Below are 17,004 nucleotides of genomic sequence, written 5' to 3'. Positions count from 1 at the left end.
AGTACCTCATTGCTCTGCCATTCAAACATTACGCATGAGCAAAATCGATAATATATTTTTCTATCATTCTAGCATCATCCGGATGAAACATATGCGATGAATTTTCATACCAAACGATCTCTTTTCCAAGTGGTGCCTCTAGATTATTAAAAAATGTTTCCACCGGTTTCCCTTCTACATGGACATCTTTTGTACCATGTAAAAATGCAATTCTAGTTTCTACTTTTTTTAGTTGATTTAAATTTATTTTTGCAAAATCCTCGATTAATTCTTGGGTGTATGTAAGATTATAGGCACTATAAAAGGAATGGAAAATATCCATTAAGGAATACTCAGAACTAGTAAAAAATTGTTTTAACCCTCCAATCATACCTGGATGTTGTACCGTTTCACTTTTATATACCATAGAATTATATTTAATTAGAGGTCGGCGAAATTCGGTCCATTGTTTTACGTTAAGATAGGGAGGTTGACCTAATTCATACAGTTTCTTCAAAGTCTTTTGATCATTGGCTTGTTTTGCTTTATTTACAACCCAGTCATAACAGAGTTTATCATTATCTGTCCAATTTAAAATTTGTGAAATCCCTATATAGCCATGAAGTTTTTCCGGATATCTTAAGGTCATATTTAATCCAATAATGGACCCCCATGAATGGGCGGCCAAATATATCTTTTCTTGGTTAAAGCGGCTTCTGAGTACATCTACTAATTCATTGCAATCTGTAATGTATTGCTCGACTCTCATAGATTCAGCCGGTGTATTCTTGTTAAAGGATTTTCCTGCACCTCGTTGATCATAAAACACAACAACAAAGTGTTTAACGAGTTCTTTAGTTGTAGTAGACACGGCATAATCTTGACCTCGAGAGACTACACCTGGAACAGGCATACACGGTCCTCCATGAATAAAAAGCAGAACTGGTTTTGTAGGATTTTCTGCCTGAATTAGTACGGTCTGTTCCACTCCGCCCAATCTTATTTTCTCAACAGAATCCATCCCCGAAGTTGCGATCCTGAACTCTCTTTTTTTAAAAAGGAACACCATAAATTACCACCTCTCTTTAATGCTATTATACAATAAAAGGTGACAAGCAAACGCTGTCACCTTTTGTGTTCTTTTTTATCTCTTTGCTATGAGGTTTTGATAAGCAGCTGATGTTCTAACTTCCACAGTTAATGTACCTTTGTCATAAATTGCTTTAATTAAAAAAGGATATCCCGTTGTATTCTTAAATTGAAAATCCGGGCCTCCATATGACACTGTCGCATCACGACCGGCGGGCACATAGCCAACAGATAATGAGTGGTGATGCTTTTCAACATATGTTACTGCTAATAAATCCACCGCATTAAATAACGTGGAAGAAGTCTGGCAAATTCCCCCACCAATCCCATCGACCATTTTTTTATTTACAATTTCTTTTGCCTTTTGATATCCGTGTGCAGCGTCACTAGGTCCAACCGTAGTATTAAAGGAAAAAATATCGTCGGGTCCAACAATGATATTGTTGATAGCTTGTGCTGATAACTCGATATTTTTTGAACGCCCTACCACTCCGCTATTAAATCTTGTTGTAAATTTTCCTATCACTACTTCACCTAAATGAGCGATATCCTCCGGCTTATAGCCACTTTCAGTAACGTATAATGGTAGTTCAATGTCTCCGCCTACAAGAGATGCGGCCATAACCTTTTCTACTAATTCCGATTCCTCTAATACCACTCTCGGTTTTCCCTTAATGATTTGCCCATTTGCATCAATTTTATCGAGTACCATTCGCTGGTCATACCCCGTTGATGCTTCAGTTCCTCTCGCCAAATCTCTAGCCCATTTTTCAATTTCCTTTTTGTAGGTCTCTATGTTGTTTTCAAACCCCATATCTTTCGGGATAAAGCTCTTAATAATTGTTTTCGTATTTGGGTCAATGATATTTACAACAATTTGCTTAGGTTCCTCTACCTTCGGTGGTTCTTCTTGCGGCTGTTTTTCGGGCTGCTTTTGAGGTTGTATTACCTTTTTCTCCCGTGCCACCTCTTTTGTTGTTTCCTCTGTGCAACCCGTTAATCCTATTAGACTACTAATGACAAAAATTGAAATAGCCCACTTTCGTTTGCTCATAGCCCCAACTACTCCTCTTATAGATTATTCAGTGGTGTTCTAATCCCAATTTATTGATCTATGTGAATCAATCCCATTCACCCATTTTATTCGCCAAGGCATGTCATTATTACTGTGGCTATATCGACACAAACCGATTGCTTTTCCGTCACCCATAATAAAGTATGGTATAATAAAAATAGAAGGGATTAGAATGAGGGTTGTTATGCAAGAAGGTTTATCATTCCACCACCATTCTTAATTCATTGAGATAGAAAAATAATTGGAAAAAAGGTGCTATACATGGACGGTTCGATTGAAACGGTTTATTTCTTAGAAAATCCTGAGAGGAATATGATTAAATTTGCAACTGGGAAACAGCTACGTTATGAGGATGTAATAAAAGAGGTTTTTGGGGTTGCGAGTATCAATGATTTACACATGATGATTCAGTTTAATAAAGGTTTTCAAACAAGTATTTGTAATTGTCATGGAATCAGTGAGAAAAGTATTACTTTAGATCGAATCATTCGGATTGCATCTAAAACAGATTTACTTCGTTTCAAGCAACTAATATTGGAGCAAATGGCCACTGGAGAAGAAGAGGCAAACATAAACCCTTCTACGTGTCCCTTTGATCTTAGAATAAAGCTTCAAGAAGGCATATTCCAATGGGATGATACTAATTTTTCTTATAATGCCGTAAAACCTGGTGCCTAACCTTTGTGATTATAATTACCACAAAGGCTAGGTGCCTTTTTTAATCCATAAGGGAGGCAAATTTACCCCTGTAATAAAAAATCCTCTCATCAATTTGATGAAAGGATTCTTGTCTGTATTATTTTCTTTTTTTCTTGGTTTGCTTGTTGGTCATTTTACCTAATAAGAATGCACCTGCTGCTACACCAATAATTGTATTTGTTTTTTTGTTGAACACTTGTTTAGCAACAAGATTTAAGTTTTGTGGCCGTTCAGCTAGGCGTCTCATGAAATATCCATACCAGTCATTACCAAAAGGAACATATGTGCAGAAATTGTATCCTTCACTTGCCAACTTTAATTGCAGCTCTTTTCTAAATCCATATAACATTTGGAACTCGTACTTGTCATTTGGGATATTGTTCTTTTTAACAAAATCCTTTAAATAGTTTATTATTCTATGGTCATGAGTAGCAATGGATGTAAATTTACCATTTAATAAATGCCATTCAGATATTTTAATAAAATTAGCATCAATATCATTTTTATCTTGGTAAGCGATTTCTGGTGATTCTTTATACGCACCTTTTACAATTCGGATGCGATAATTTTTATATTTTTCAATATACTCTTGTGCCTGATGGAAATAGGACTGAATAACTGTTCCAACATTATCGTACTCTAAAGAAAGATCGTCAAGTAAATCAAATGTAGGACTTAAATGACTATAATCCTCCATGTCTATATTTACAAAGATACCATAACGGTTTGCTAGATCAACAATTTCTCTTAAGTTATTTAAACAGAAAGAATATTCAATATCTAAGCCCAATTGAGTAGGTTTTAAAGAAATATGCGCATCCACTTTATGCTCATGAATAGCTTCAATTACATTAAGGATTTGTTCTTTTGCAGCATTTGCCTCTTCTTCTTTAAAAACGAACTCTCCTAAATTATCCACTGTACAAGAAATTCCGTGTGAGTTCAGCTCTTTTATACTTTTAATAACTTCATCTATATTCGTTCCTGCAACGACACTTTGTGCCCCCATTTTTAAACCATATTTTTTAGCAGCACTATTTAGAAATTGGTTTTGAGATAAACTCATAAAAATATCTTTCAACATAGCGATTACTCCTTGCAGTGATTTTTATATCATCATTATAGCATACGCTTTCAATAAAATTTATTTTGCGAATATTCCAACTTAATGTCGAAAAAATCGATTGGGTTTTTGTTCAATTTTCCTGCCATATGACTAATGTATGATATCCCACAAGGAAAGCTCATCTCTATAAAAGAAATGAGCCCACTTTTATTATTTTCAACTTCTATTAATCTTCTGTTTTTTTTATTTCCATGTAAAGAGCACGATCATAAGTGATTCCGAATCCAATTGTCTTCTCCTCACCTGGAGGTACCTCCACCCAAAACTCTATATGGTTAGCATCTATTTCTTTAAATTCGTCGGTTGATTCTTCAATTTTCCAGAAACGTTCGCTTATGTAGTGTGTAATTTTTATCTGCGCGCTTTCAACTTTTTGATTTTTTAATACATACTCGTGTTTTACATATTCAGAGTTTTTCATTTTATACCGTTTGAGAATTTTACTTTCACAAACAATATCAAAGGCATTTCCGATATATAAGGTAATTTTCTCATCCTTTGTAGTGTGATGAATACGGTCTTCACCAATAAATTCAGTAACCTTTTCCTCTGAATCCTCATGGTACACCTTTATTTTCCCTTTTGGCAGGGGTATCCCCATGTTATTTGCTGAAGAATTTTTAATCTCAATCATGATCTTTGGATTATTCGTATAATCATCAATCTCATAATAACGTTTGAACGTTCCATTATTAACCTGGATAAATTTCATTTGTTTTGCCTGATTATCCTTTAAAGTGGTCGGTTCCTTTAAAGTGTATATATGGTAATCACCAAAAATCTTTTCATTCAATTCATCTTCCATTGATTCAGCGCTATTATATACAATAAAATCCTCATCATAGCGTGTATCCTCATTCACCCGGTTTACATCACCAGCTAGCACCTTTATCTGTGCATTATGAAAAGTTGTACCTGAATTATTTTGAATTTCAACCCATCCTGAAAGGTCAAAGGATTGCTCTTTAAGATTTAGCACATAATTTGATTCCCAGAAAAGACCCTTTGTCATGTATGATACATCAATAATAGGAGCAGAAGAAGGCTCGATTTTCCATACAAGTGCTGGTTTTACAATTAACTCATTAGGAAGTTTTGGTAAAATTAATTCTCCACGGGGATCCAGTTTAATTTCCTTCGTCTTACTATCTTCAACTACGATCCCCCCACTTACACTTAGCAATCGAACTTCAGACCTTTCATTTGTATGGGAGTCTATTAAAAAAACAATATGATCAATATATTTCTCCAACAGCTTGGATTTGTCTACCAAATCATAATCATAATTTAACTCCTTCACTTCTACACCAGAAACAATAATTGAATTTGTTTCAATCTGTTTCGCTACGTCTAGGTAATGAACAACCGTCTCATTCTCCTGAGGTGTAAAAGATCTAGTCTCTTTCACGACAGCAAAATCGTCATTATAAATCGTAAGTGATAGATTTTGAGTATTAGATGAAGATAATTTGTAGACCATAAGTGGTACCTCCTAAAATTGTTTATAGGCCACTAACCCAAACGGAATCTATCTATTCCTTCTATTCCGGTTTCGTAAGAATGTTGGAATATCGAGTGAATCGTCTGACTCATGAACTTGATGATGACTATAATCATTTTTCGGTTCTTCTTGTTCCTTCAACTGTCGACTGTTATCAAGAACCGATTCCTCACGTACAAATGGTTCCTGTTTAGGTTGAAGTGTTCCAAACTGTGGTCTAGACTTCCCTTCCCTTGAAGAAGCAGATGACACACTTTTGTTAGATGGTTGTTCATCTGAGAAGCCTGTCGCTATCACCGTTATCATGATTTCATTTTTAAAATTTTCATTAATAATTGAACCGAAAATCATGTTTAATTCATGGTCTGCTGCAGAAGCAACAAGGTCTGCAGCCTCTTGAACTTCATACAAACTTAAATCGGTTCCTCCGGTAATATTCATTAATATTCCTTGAGCACCATTGATTGAAGTCTCTAGTAACGGACTGGAAATCGCCTTTTTGGCCGCTTCTACTGCTCGTCCTTCACCTTTTGCTACTCCAATCCCCATTAGAGCTGTACCTTGATTAGACATAATCGTTTTTACGTCAGCAAAATCAAGATTGATTAATCCAGGAACTGCAATCAAATCGGAAATCCCTTGTACACCTTGGCGTAGAACATTATCTGCTTCTCGGAAGGCTTGGATCATTGGTGTTTTTTTATCTACAATTTGTAATAAGCGATCATTTGGAATAATGATAAGAGTGTCAACCGCTTTCCTCATTAAATCGATTCCACTCTGAGCGTTTGTTGCACGTTTTTTTCCTTCAAATCCAAACGGACGTGTAACAACTCCAATAGTTAGTGCCCCAAGTTCACGGGAAATTTGGGCAATTGCAGGTGCCGCACCTGTTCCGGTTCCTCCGCCCATACCGGCAGTTACGAATACCATATCTGCACCCTTTAACACCTCTTGCAGTTGACTCCTGCTTTCCTCTACTGCTTTCCTACCTACTTCTGGATTGGCACCTGCACCTAATCCTCTTGTCAATGTAGCACCAATTTGCATCCTAATCTCTGCTTTTGAAAGATTGAGAGCTTGTGCGTCAGTATTAACTGCTATAAATTCCACACCTTGAATTCCTGCCTCAATCATTCGGTTAACGGCATTGTTTCCACCACCGCCAACACCTATTACTTTTATTCTAGCTACCTGATCTATATCCATATTAAAATCCCACATTAATAATTCCTCCTACTCGGCTGCCACATTGCCACATTATTCAAAAAATTCATCATAGACTTTGTTAGTATGTATTTTGTAGAAATCAAGTTTACATATTGTTATTTTAGCAAACTATCCTTGTATTTTATATAGTGAGAAAGTTCCTCTAACAGAAAACTATTACCCACTATGTCTTTCCTACTATTCTACTAAACTTTGGTAAAGGTTCCAACAGGAAATGTCGAAAATTGCACAATTAGTCATATTGGATTGCGACATGGCTGCTTATGATGAATGCTTAATAGTCTATAGTTATGTTAAAAGTCCTAATAAACAAAGGTCCTCACATTTATGAGGACCCAATAGTTATCTATTAAGTGTGCTTGGCTATATTCCAGTACGCGGCATTCGATTCCTCTTAATCATAAGTTGCAAGGTAAATAATACGCCAAATGCAACTAGTCCCGTGATATCAGTAATATTTTCCGGGTAGATTAGGCATAAACCTGCAACAATCGCAACAACTCGTTCATACCAAAACATTTCTCGAACCCAGAATCCAATAACACCGGTACTAATAGCAAACATCCCACAAAAGGCTGTAAAGACTACCCATATTAAGTAAGTCCAAGTCGTATCGATCATTAATAATTCAGGTGACAATACAAACATATATGGAATAATAAACGCAGAAATAGCTAGTTTTGAAGAATTTACACCCGTTCGAAATGGCTCCCCACCTGAAATTGCACTCGCTGCAAAAGCGGCTAATGCAACCGGAGGTGTAATGTCCGCAATAATTCCAAAATAAAATACAAATAAATGGGCGGATAAATCAGGAATTCCTAACAAAATAATTGCCGGCGCTGCAATCGTAGAGGTTATGACATAGTTGGCTGTCGTTGGTGAACCCATCCCTAGCACGATGGCGGTAATCATTGTTAAGAATAACGTCGGTAGTAATGCACCTCCTGCTAAATCTAATAAACCATTAGCCAACTTCAATCCTAAACCAGTTTTTGTAACTACACCAACTATTATTCCAGCTGCAGCTGTAGCAGCTGCTACCCCTAGCGCCGAGCGAGCTCCATCTACAAGGGCTCCAACGAACCCATTAAAACCAATTCTAGTATCTTTTTTTATGGCACTTACCACTACAGTGATGACAATCGCCCATAATGCTGCCCGAATCACACTCATCCCAGACATTAATAATAAGATAATAGCAATAATGGGCAGTAATAAATATATCTTTTTCAGCACTTCTTTTCTATTTGGCATCTCTTCCTTCGTTAAACCGCGAAGACCAATTCGTTTGGCTTCAAAATGGGTCATGATCCAAATTCCGCTAAAATAAAGGACTGCAGGAATAGCAGCAGCTTTAGCAATATCCCAATAAGTGATGCCGCCTCCAATAAATTCAACCATTAGGAAGGCTGCGGCTCCCATAATAGGGGGCATCAATTGACCTCCAGTTGATGCGGCAGCTTCTACAGCACCAGCAAACTCCTTTTTATAACCTAATTTTTTCATCATCGGAATGGTGAAGGAGCCTGAAGTCACAACATTTGCTACAGAACTTCCACTTATGGTTCCTTGTAAGGCACTAGAAAAAACGGCTACTTTTGCAGGGCCACCAATACTTCTTCCAGCGACCGCAATAGCAAGGTCATTAAAGTATTGTCCTACACCTGTTTTTACTAAAAACGATCCAAACAATAAAAAGAGGAAAATAAAGGTCGAGGACACACCGAGTGGAGTACCTAGTATACCTTCAGTTGTAAAAAACATTGTTTGTACTAAACGACTTAAATCAAGCCCTCTATGGGCAATAAACCCAGGCATGTACTGGCCAAAAATAGCATAACCCATAAAGAGGATAGCGATAATGGTAATTGGAAGACCTACCGCACGACGAGTGGCTTCTAAAACTAATAGAATTCCTGACAAGCCAACATAAAAATCCAGATCTGTTAAGTTACCAGCTCTTAGGACCAATTCGTCGATCAGTAATGGCCAATAGGCACCAACAATCACCGAAAGACAAGCCAAAATCAAATCATACCAAGCTACTTTATGTTCTTTCCCTCTATTTTTTTTTCGTGCAGGAAAAAGTAAAAAAATGAGTGCAAGAGCAAAACCTAAGTGAATCGATCGTTGAAGTTGAGCTGTCAACATTCCAAATATTCCAGTATAAAGATGAAACAAAGAAAAGGCTAATAATCCTGCAAAGACGATCCAACCTAAAACACCTTTTAATTTCCTCGTTCCAGCTTCCGGGTCATATTTTTCTAAAAGTTCTTGTTGTTTTTCGTCGGATAGCGTTCCATCATAATGACTCAAGGATATTCACTCCTTTCCATTGTTGAAAAATGGATAGCTTTTGTATTTCTATTTTCACAGAGGTACCAGGTTTAATGGTGCGAGATAAAGGATATTCCTTTTTATGAAAGATCACCCGATGATTAGCCCTAACCTGCCCTATTCGTAAATAAAAATAAGGAAAGACTCGTTTCATATTCTTGATGTAATATTTTCCATTTAGTTGTTCGAATGTTTCGCCTTCCTCCGCATTAGAAGGCATACCGATCGAAAAATCCTCATACATCAGCTCATATTGTTGTATTTGCTGATTAGTTGTAATTTTGTAGCTTTCGACTACATCTGTTAAATGAATCGAGTGTGTGTATTTAATTTGGAACTCAGATTCACCCTTTAATGGAATATAAGCTAGCTTGGCATTGGAATGAGAGGGTTGAAAAACAATCGCTAGCTTTAGTGGTATAAACACTAGGAGAGTAATAGCAATAACAAAGCAAATTGCTAGCAAAGTGATACTTAGTAATAAACTTTCCCGTCTCATATACACTCCTTTTTTTAAAATATGGAGAAAGTGAGACCGGCAAGCAACACTGCTGCCGGTCACAGGTCAAAGATGAACAACACTATTAAGGTGCCTTAACACCCTTTTCATCAAAATATTTTTGTGCACCAGGATGAACATCAATCCCTACGCCGTTAAGCGCATTTTCAACTTTTATTAACTTCCCTTTTGCATGTGTTACTTGGTCTAGATTTTCGAAGATTGCCTTTGTAATATCGTAGACTACTTTTTCAGATAGATCACTTCTTACCACTAACATTGCTTGAACAGCGACAGTGGTTACCTTATCCTTTAAGCCATACGTACCCGCAGGCACTTCATCATTTTACATAATAAGGATACTTTTTGATAAGGGCATCAATTTTGTCCTGTTCAATAGGGACAATTACTACATCCTCAGTTGCCGAAAGTCCTTCGACAGCACCTGTTGGTGTACCTGCTGTAACAAATGCTGCATCAATGGTACCATCTTGAATTCCTTGTGTGGATTCTTCAAAGGATAGGTCTTGTTTCTTTACATCATTTAAGGTCATCCCGTACACTTCTAGGATTTGTTCAGCATTCGCAGCAGTTCCAGAACCAGGAGCACCAATGGATACCTTTTTACCTTTTAAATCTTCGACGGATTTAATCCCAGATTTCTTCGTTGTTACTAGTTGAATCGTTTCAGGGTATAGAGTAGCAATTGCCTTTACATTTTCTACCTTATTATCTTTAAATATCAACTTCCCTTGATTTGCATATGAAGCAATATCTGTTTGGGTAAATGCAATTTCGCCATCTCCCTTTTTAAGAGTTGTCATATTTTCCGCAGATGCTCCAGACGTTTCCGCATTTGCTTCAATTCCTGTTGCATCCTTAATGATTTTTGCAAACGATCCACCTAGCGGATAATACGTACCCCCTGTACCGCCTGTAAGAATACTAATAAATTTTGGCTTTTCCTCTGTCTTTTTTCCTCCTGTTCCCTCTTTTTCTCCCCCCTCATCCTTACTGCCGCAAGCTGCGAGAATCATAGACATGGTTAAAAGAAAGACCATCGTAAGAATAAACCTATTCTTTTTCAACTAAAAGTTCCCCCTTTATTAAATTACTTTCTCGTATCTATACTTATTAAAAAAGATGTACAAACTTGCCAATTATAACAAAGTTGGTACTTTAGTCCTATTTATAGAATACTCACGCTTTTTTTCACAATATTCATATCACTTTCTATGAGACCGGTTGACTCAAACCGCTTTCTATGTCAAGTTATAAATATTAAATATATATAAGAACAGGGGTTCTCTTACTGATGAAAAGAAAAATAATAGCCTATAACTTTGTATTAACAGAAGCTCTTGAACAACTTGATGATTGTTTCGAAGTGGAATATTTCGACGGAATTAACCCCAAAACAGACTCTGCTTTTTTAGATGCACTAAAGCAGGCTGAAGGTATTGTTGGTCTAGCCCTTCCTGTTGACATGGAACTACTAGAACATGCCCCGCTGTTAAAAATTGTTTCAAATAACTCTACTGGTTTTAATAATCTTTCTCTCGATGAGATGACAAAGCGTGGGGTAATGGGAACCAATACACCTGGTGTATTAGAAGAAACAACAGCTGATGCAATCTTCGGAATTCTCCTAGCAGCTGCAAGAAGAATTGCTGAATTAGACCACTTCGTAAAAGCAGGGCATTGGACGGGGCATTTAACAAAAGAACAATATGCCATTGATGTCCACCATAAAACATTAGGGATTATTGGAATGGGAAAAATCGGCTCAACAATTGCTAAACGAGGACATTTGGGATTTGACATGAAAATTTTGTATCATAATCGTAGCCGTAATATTGAAGCTGAGGAAAAATATGATGCTACATACTGTGACCTTGACACACTCTTAAAGGAATCAGATTTTGTTTGTTTGATGACCCCCCTTACACCTGAGACAGAGAATTTAATTGCTGAACGTGAATTTAAATTAATGAAGAATTCTTGTGTTTTTGTAAATGGTTCCCGTGGGAAAACAGTCGATGAATCTGCACTTATTGAGGCACTGAGAAAAAAAGAGATTTATGGGGCAGCATTGGACGTTTACCGAATGGAACCCATAAATAAAAACCATCCACTTCTTCAATTCCCTAATGTTGTCACAACTCCGCATATCGGGTCATCTACTTTTGAAACCGAATTGAAAATGGCTAATTTAGCTGTAGAAAATTTACTGGCTGGCCTAACAGGAAAACGACCTAAGAATTTAGTAAATCCTGAAGCGTTTAAAGGGGAATAATAAGTCAATATAATGCCGTCGTATACTAAGTTTCATTTTTAGTATACGATGGCTTTTTAATGATTGGAAATTTCCCCATTTGTGATTAGTTCATTATCTTTAGGAGAAAATAATAGTAATTTAGTAAATGTTGGAGGATCATATGGAGGAAAATGTATATCAAAAAGGCCACTCAAATGGAACGACCCGCTCTTTATACATAAATCGTAATCTTTGGTCTGGCATTTTATTTGGTATTGGATTAGTTGCTTTTATTGACGAAACTATTTTCCATCAATTGTTGCACTGGCACCATTTTTACGATAAGTCAACAAAATCGATTGGCCTTGTTTCAGATGGTTTTTTCCATGCTTTTAGTTGGTTTGCCACTGTGGGTGGGCTGTTTATGGTTGCTGATTTTCGACGAAGAAATGCGTGGTTACCAATGAGATGGATTGGAGGAGTACTGCTCGGTGCTGGAGGGTTTCAATTTTATGATGGTACGATACAACATAAACTGATGCGACTTCACCAAATTCGTTATAATGTCCCGATCTTACCCTACGACATGGTTTGGCATATTACTTCTATCATTATGATTATAATAGGGATCGTTCTCGTCATCCGCAGTGCCAAAAAAATCAGGGGGGCTGCAAGTTAGTATGCATACCAATCCTCACATGGACAAACTTATGGGGAATTTAACTCCCCAATTGTTATTAGCAATGCCTTTTGTTCTGTTATTAGTTATCTATCTTGTATTAGTGGTCATAACCATTCACCGGCAAAAGACATGGCCTGTTTACCGTGTTTTTTTATGGTTTATCGGTATTTCCTGCGCGTTAGGGTCAGTTACTGGACCAATCGCTGTTTATGGTCATATGTATTTCAATGTGCACATGATTGGTCATCTCCTTCTTGGGATGCTAGCTCCACTTCTAATGGTTCTAGCTGCCCCTATGACACTTATTTTCCGATCGCTCAATGTAAGAACAGCTCGTAGCCTATCAAGGATTTTAAGAACTGCACCTATTCGATTTATTAATAACCCAATTGTTGCCTCCCTTCTCAATGTGGGAGGACTTTGGGTTTTGTACACAAGCAGTCTATTCAATACCATGCAACAGAGTATTTTACTCCACGTGATAGTACATTTTCATGTATTCCTGGCTGGTTTTGTCTTTACCTCAGCATTTATTAATATAGATCCAACACCACACCAGACAAGCTTTGCCTATCGAGCCTTGGTACTGGTATTGGCCTTAACCGGTCACAACATCCTTTCTAAGTACATTTATGCTTATCCACCGCAAGGGATTTCCGCGAATCAGGCAGAATCCGGTGCAATACTTATGTATTATGGGGGAGATGTTATTGACCTTATACTTATCATCATACTTTGCTTCCAATGGTACAAAGCCACACGGCCACAAAGAAAGGTTAATAACCACTCATTTCAGGCAAAGTAATTATAAACACATAAGAACAACATTTCTATTTAGTTTTTTCTTTTATCAAACCATTTTTTTGCTGTTTCTAGATCTGGCATCATTAAAGGGCCGCCTTTTTGGAAGTTCATAATGGTTCTAAGTGCTAGAATGGTTGGTGGAGCCAGCGAAATGTCTCCATTTTGATGCGCGAATAATGCCTCCTCTGGAGAAAACCAAAAGGCTTCATCAACTTCATTTATATCAGGACTAGGAATTTGTCCAGTTGGCAGCTGAGTGAGAAAAAATCTTGTATCAAATCGAATTGGGTTAACCTCTGGTGTAACGAGATGTCCAAAATAGGTTAAGTTTTCAAGTTGAAGCTGAAATCCTTCTTGTTCCAACATATTTAGGAATGACATTTCTCGATTCAGAAGAAGTCGACGGTATTTATTTACCTTATCTGATTCTATATTAGTAAGGGCTCCGTCCCCAGTACTTACAAGTAGGATCCCTACTTCTTCAAACAATTCTCTAGCTGCAGCTACATAATAAGCAGGATGAAAGGTCTCATCATGGTTTCCATACTTAATGTACTGATTATCAATTTCATAGTCAGTCTTATCTACCGCACCCCCAGGAAAAAACACAATAACCACCAAAAAATTTCATAGTTGTTGGTCTTTTGGTCAAGTAAACCTGAGACAAATCGTTCATTAATACAACAGTTGATGCAGGTCTAGGAATAACAGCCATCAAAGGTCCCACCCCTTTCTTTAGTAAAATTATCAATATACATTGAATTTTGTAAAATGAGTGTTGATTCATTATATATTCCATTTATTATTGATATTCCCCTCCCTATGATTCTAGGTTACTAAATAAAAAAATGACATGGAGGATAACCCATGTCAATTCGTGCTGATTACATATAAAAAACCTCAGTTATAACTGAAAGTTGATTTTACTGTGTTTGGAATATAAACGGTAAAATTCCGCTTAATTTAGGAAATACCCATATTTCCTTAAAAATAAAGGAAGTTTTTCCGTTTATTTTATCCAATTCTTTGGATTTTGTAGTATTTAGAGCAGTTAATCGGAATGTCTCCGCTTATATCTGGTTCTTAAGCTTACTCTCTATACATTAGCCGGAAATTCTCCGCCTATGAATTCTCATACCTACACGAAAATAAAAAATGAATAATAACAGAGCCTATTATTAACAAACAAAAACCATGTTGGATTTCTCCATGGGACGCTCTGTTTCAAGATAGAACTCTTCAGCTTTCCAATATCTATTTTTAAATTTCTCTATATTCTTTTGCGTGTTTGAACTTTCTCTAAGAAATCTTTTTTCCCTAGGGCAATCTAGATAGAGAAGAAAATCATAATAATTACTCCATTCTTTCCGCTGTAGAAAAACGCCCTCAATGATGACGACACACGAATCGGGAAGGGTAATCTGTTTGGTCATTTGCGTATCTGATTCATCTTGATAGAATGAAAGATTAAATGATTGAGCACCTTTTATTTTTTCAAAAAGTTGATCCCTCAACCCCTGAATATCCCATTGTAATTGATAATATTCGAACCACTCTTCATGACCTGTATTGTATCTCCTGTTCCTTTCGACAATGTGGTCATCTATATGAAACACATAAAAGGGTATCTTCTCTTCTATTAGCATTTGGCTTAGATGTTTCACTAAAGTTGTCTTTCCAGAGCGACTTAGTCCATCTATTCCTATAATAAATCGCTTCCCTTCCTCAAGTTTGGGAATCTTACTCACTATCTTTTTGATTTGCTCATTCATGCTCATACATCCTTTAAAAAAATAAAACCTTTTTATACATTCACCCATATGATATTCCATCAACAAATTTGAATGAAAAGGTGGTAAATATGAATACTAATATGAATTTGATTAATGATTTTAGACCCGTTCATGGCGGTTTTGGACATGGACATGGTGGTTGGGGACACGGTCATGGACATTATCACGGTCATGGTGGTTGGGGCTATGGTGGCGGTGGATTCTATCCTGGATTTGCAACAGGTGCTCTTACAGGCTTAGCTCTTGGTGCCGCAACCGGTACACCTGTTGGATACCCAATACCAGCATATCCAGCGTATCCTACCTACCCTGCATATCCTTACCCATATCCGTACCCATACTAATTTCCAACATCCTAGAATAGGACCAATCCTATTTATAAAGCACCCAATTGGGTGCTTTGATTTTACTTATTCTATAGTGGAGATTGCACCTGCTACATCATAGCTACCCATGTCTATCTCCGTTCGTTTTCCTAAGACAAGCTTAGCCAGTTGTGCCCCGAGATACGGTCCACTTGTTAAACCGGATGCCCCTAAACCATTAGCAAGAAATATTCCATTAAAGTTAGGTAACGCTCCCGCCACAGGTAAAAAACCAGGGGTGAACGGTCGGAAACCTACTCTCGTTTCTAGATAAGTACTTTCCGATAAACCGGGAGCCACTTCTAAAGCCTTACTTAAAATTTCATTTATTCCACCTGGGGTAATTCGGGTGTCAAATCCAGCTTCATTTTCATGAGTAGAACCTACCACCACACGCCCATCCTCAAAGGTTAATATGTAATGGTTACTTGGGGGAATTACGACGGGCCATTGGCCCGTATTTGATTTTGGTAATTCAAGATGCACAATTTGTGCTTTTTGTGGAGTAACTAAAAACTGAATCCCTAAAGGACGTAGCAGCTCTTTAGACCAAGCACCAGCAGTGACGATAACAAGGTCTGCCAAAATTGTTTCAGACCCCACCTTGATACCCATGACTCGGGCTTCCTCCCTAACTATACACGCATCACCTTTTAAAAAAATTACTCCCTGTTTTATTGATGATCGTATTAGTGATTCACGTAATGCTCTTCCATTTACACGCGCCCCTCCACTTACATATACAGATCCAAATTCCTCTGACAGAGGTGGGAAAAGTTGTTTTGTTTCTGCTGACGATAATATCGTAATATCACCTATTTCAGGTGCTTCCTCTCGACGTTTTCGTGCTCGCTCTGCCATTTGTTCGAGCTTATTTATGTCTGAATGAAGACTAATTGCTCCAACACGTTTATATCCTGTCTCTTTTTCCCCGTCTGCCTCTAGCTGAGCAATTAATTCAGGATAATACCGAGCACCACCTTTTGCCAGCTGATACCAAGCTTTGTTCCGCCGTTGTGACAGCCATGGACAAACAATCCCTGCTGCTGCATCCGTTGCTTGACCTACATCCCCGCGATCCACTAGCGTGACTTCTGCACCATGTTTTGTTAAGTGATACGCGGTAGACGCACCGAGAATCCCTGCACCAATGACAATTACTTTCAGAATAAATCACCTTTTTCAATTTAATTATGTTATTATGTAGTATTCTATCAAAAATAATAACTTTTCATAGTTAAACCATGAATAAACATAGAAATACCTGACAGTCAGACCAAACTGCCAGGCATTTTATTAGGTATTACCATCAACTGATGAATATACCACGTCTCACCTTAATACTAACTTAAAAAAAAGACTTAATGATGTTTTGTTCTTTCTTGCATTCACTACAAATATATTCAATTTCTAATGCATCTTCCCGTACGATTTGCTCTGTTTCGTTTTCCACACTGTTCACAATATAGGTTTTTAGGAAATTCGATCATTACTCACACCACGCTTCATCTTGATCAATGTTGCACCAACAATCAAGAATACTATTCCCTCGGGATTGAAACACC

Annotated in this window: 15 protein-coding genes and 1 pseudogene; 5 read left to right on the top strand and 11 right to left on the bottom strand. The window is 37.3% G+C overall.

Annotation, left to right across the window (positions count from 1 at the left end):
* Positions 1–28: 28 nt before the first annotated feature.
* Both QFZ87_RS14210 and QFZ87_RS14205 read right to left on the bottom strand, forming a co-directional pair.
* Positions 29–1,000 carry an alpha/beta hydrolase gene (locus QFZ87_RS14210; RefSeq protein WP_309862365.1) on the bottom strand — a complete coding sequence of 324 codons (972 nt, stop codon included), beginning with the start codon at positions 998–1,000 and terminating at the stop codon, positions 29–31.
* Positions 1,001–1,123: 123 nt separating this feature from the next.
* Complete coding sequence (locus QFZ87_RS14205; protein ID WP_309862361.1) at positions 1,124–2,122, bottom strand: VanW family protein; 999 nt, start codon at positions 2,120–2,122, stop codon at positions 1,124–1,126.
* A 282-nt stretch (positions 2,123–2,404) separates the two neighbouring features.
* Between QFZ87_RS14205 and QFZ87_RS14200 the strand changes: the two genes are divergently transcribed.
* Positions 2,405–2,821, top strand: a complete 417-nt coding sequence (locus QFZ87_RS14200; RefSeq protein ID WP_309862358.1) for a hypothetical protein — start codon at positions 2,405–2,407, stop codon at positions 2,819–2,821.
* A 118-nt stretch (positions 2,822–2,939) separates the two neighbouring features.
* Here QFZ87_RS14200 and QFZ87_RS14195 read toward each other — a convergent pair whose 3' ends face one another.
* From QFZ87_RS14195 to QFZ87_RS14170, 6 genes and pseudogenes are all read right to left on the bottom strand, one after another.
* The gene (locus QFZ87_RS14195) at positions 2,940–3,926 is read right to left on the bottom strand and encodes a proline dehydrogenase family protein (protein ID WP_309862354.1); all 987 of its coding nucleotides are present in this window, start codon (positions 3,924–3,926) and stop codon (positions 2,940–2,942) included.
* A 208-nt stretch (positions 3,927–4,134) separates the two neighbouring features.
* Positions 4,135–5,448 carry a DUF4139 domain-containing protein gene (locus QFZ87_RS14190; protein WP_309862350.1) on the bottom strand — a complete coding sequence of 438 codons (1,314 nt, stop codon included), beginning with the start codon at positions 5,446–5,448 and terminating at the stop codon, positions 4,135–4,137.
* A 48-nt stretch (positions 5,449–5,496) separates the two neighbouring features.
* Positions 5,497–6,693 carry a cell division protein FtsZ gene (ftsZ, locus tag QFZ87_RS14185; protein ID WP_309862347.1) on the bottom strand — a complete coding sequence of 399 codons (1,197 nt, stop codon included), beginning with the start codon at positions 6,691–6,693 and terminating at the stop codon, positions 5,497–5,499.
* 369 nt (positions 6,694–7,062) lie between these two features.
* On the bottom strand, positions 7,063–9,018 hold the full coding sequence (locus QFZ87_RS14180; protein ID WP_309862343.1) for a TRAP transporter permease: 1,956 nt from the start codon (positions 9,016–9,018) through the stop codon (positions 7,063–7,065).
* Positions 9,005–9,538, bottom strand: a complete 534-nt coding sequence (locus tag QFZ87_RS14175; RefSeq protein WP_309862341.1) for a DUF1850 domain-containing protein — start codon at positions 9,536–9,538, stop codon at positions 9,005–9,007. Before QFZ87_RS14175 ends, QFZ87_RS14180 begins: the two co-directional genes overlap by 14 nt.
* Positions 9,539–9,623: 85 nt before the next feature.
* A pseudogene (locus tag QFZ87_RS14170) lies at positions 9,624–10,599 on the bottom strand (TAXI family TRAP transporter solute-binding subunit).
* A gap of 254 nt (positions 10,600–10,853) precedes the next feature.
* Here QFZ87_RS14170 and QFZ87_RS14165 point away from each other — a divergent pair.
* From QFZ87_RS14165 to QFZ87_RS14155, 3 genes are all read left to right on the top strand, one after another.
* Complete coding sequence (locus QFZ87_RS14165) at positions 10,854–11,834, top strand: 2-hydroxyacid dehydrogenase (protein WP_309862337.1); 981 nt, start codon at positions 10,854–10,856, stop codon at positions 11,832–11,834.
* 127 nt (positions 11,835–11,961) lie between these two features.
* The gene (locus tag QFZ87_RS14160) at positions 11,962–12,474 is read left to right on the top strand and encodes a DUF2243 domain-containing protein (protein ID WP_396133922.1); all 513 of its coding nucleotides are present in this window, start codon (positions 11,962–11,964) and stop codon (positions 12,472–12,474) included.
* Between the two features lies 1 nt (position 12,475).
* A complete protein-coding gene (locus QFZ87_RS14155; RefSeq protein ID WP_309862334.1) occupies positions 12,476–13,282 on the top strand; it encodes a cytochrome c oxidase assembly protein in 807 nt (268 codons plus the stop codon).
* Between the two features lie 29 nt (positions 13,283–13,311).
* Here the strand turns inward: QFZ87_RS14155 and QFZ87_RS14150 are convergent, their stop codons facing one another.
* Complete coding sequence (locus tag QFZ87_RS14150) at positions 13,312–13,890, bottom strand: NUDIX hydrolase (protein WP_309862332.1); 579 nt, start codon at positions 13,888–13,890, stop codon at positions 13,312–13,314.
* Between the two features lie 569 nt (positions 13,891–14,459).
* A complete protein-coding gene (locus tag QFZ87_RS14145) occupies positions 14,460–15,059 on the bottom strand; it encodes a kinase (RefSeq protein WP_396133921.1) in 600 nt (199 codons plus the stop codon).
* Between the two features lie 83 nt (positions 15,060–15,142).
* Here QFZ87_RS14145 and QFZ87_RS14140 point away from each other — a divergent pair, with 83 nt between their 5' ends.
* Positions 15,143–15,418: a hypothetical protein gene (locus tag QFZ87_RS14140; RefSeq protein WP_309862328.1), complete on the top strand. Its 276-nt coding sequence runs from the start codon at positions 15,143–15,145 to the stop codon at positions 15,416–15,418.
* A 66-nt stretch (positions 15,419–15,484) separates the two neighbouring features.
* Here the strand turns inward: QFZ87_RS14140 and QFZ87_RS14135 are convergent, their stop codons facing one another.
* The gene (locus QFZ87_RS14135) at positions 15,485–16,609 is read right to left on the bottom strand and encodes an NAD(P)/FAD-dependent oxidoreductase (RefSeq protein WP_309867875.1); all 1,125 of its coding nucleotides are present in this window, start codon (positions 16,607–16,609) and stop codon (positions 15,485–15,487) included.
* Positions 16,610–17,004 lie beyond the last annotated feature (395 nt).

The sequence above is a fragment of the Bacillus sp. SLBN-46 genome (genome assembly GCF_031453555.1).
Classification (GTDB): Bacteria; Bacillota; Bacilli; order Bacillales; family Cytobacillaceae; genus Neobacillus.
The sequence above is the reverse complement of the archived record's forward strand: the minus strand, read 5'-3'. Positions and strand labels throughout refer to the sequence as shown.

Coding starts and splice junctions, on each gene's coding strand:
- QFZ87_RS14210 (WP_309862365.1), bottom strand. CDS start 1,000: ATGGATTCTGTTGAGAAAATAAGATTGGGCGGAGTGGAACAGACCGTA.
- QFZ87_RS14205 (WP_309862361.1), bottom strand. CDS start 2,122: ATGAGCAAACGAAAGTGGGCTATTTCAATTTTTGTCATTAGTAGTCTA.
- QFZ87_RS14200 (WP_309862358.1), top strand. CDS start 2,405: ATGGACGGTTCGATTGAAACGGTTTATTTCTTAGAAAATCCTGAGAGG.
- QFZ87_RS14195 (WP_309862354.1), bottom strand. CDS start 3,926: ATGTTGAAAGATATTTTTATGAGTTTATCTCAAAACCAATTTCTAAAT.
- QFZ87_RS14190 (WP_309862350.1), bottom strand. CDS start 5,448: ATGGTCTACAAATTATCTTCATCTAATACTCAAAATCTATCACTTACG.
- ftsZ (WP_309862347.1), bottom strand. CDS start 6,693: ATGTGGGATTTTAATATGGATATAGATCAGGTAGCTAGAATAAAAGTA.
- QFZ87_RS14175 (WP_309862341.1), bottom strand. CDS start 9,538: ATGAGACGGGAAAGTTTATTACTAAGTATCACTTTGCTAGCAATTTGC.
- QFZ87_RS14165 (WP_309862337.1), top strand. CDS start 10,854: ATGAAAAGAAAAATAATAGCCTATAACTTTGTATTAACAGAAGCTCTT.
- QFZ87_RS14160 (WP_396133922.1), top strand. CDS start 11,962: ATGTTGGAGGATCATATGGAGGAAAATGTATATCAAAAAGGCCACTCA.
- QFZ87_RS14155 (WP_309862334.1), top strand. CDS start 12,476: ATGCATACCAATCCTCACATGGACAAACTTATGGGGAATTTAACTCCC.
- QFZ87_RS14145 (WP_396133921.1), bottom strand. CDS start 15,059: ATGAGCATGAATGAGCAAATCAAAAAGATAGTGAGTAAGATTCCCAAA.
- QFZ87_RS14140 (WP_309862328.1), top strand. CDS start 15,143: ATGAATACTAATATGAATTTGATTAATGATTTTAGACCCGTTCATGGC.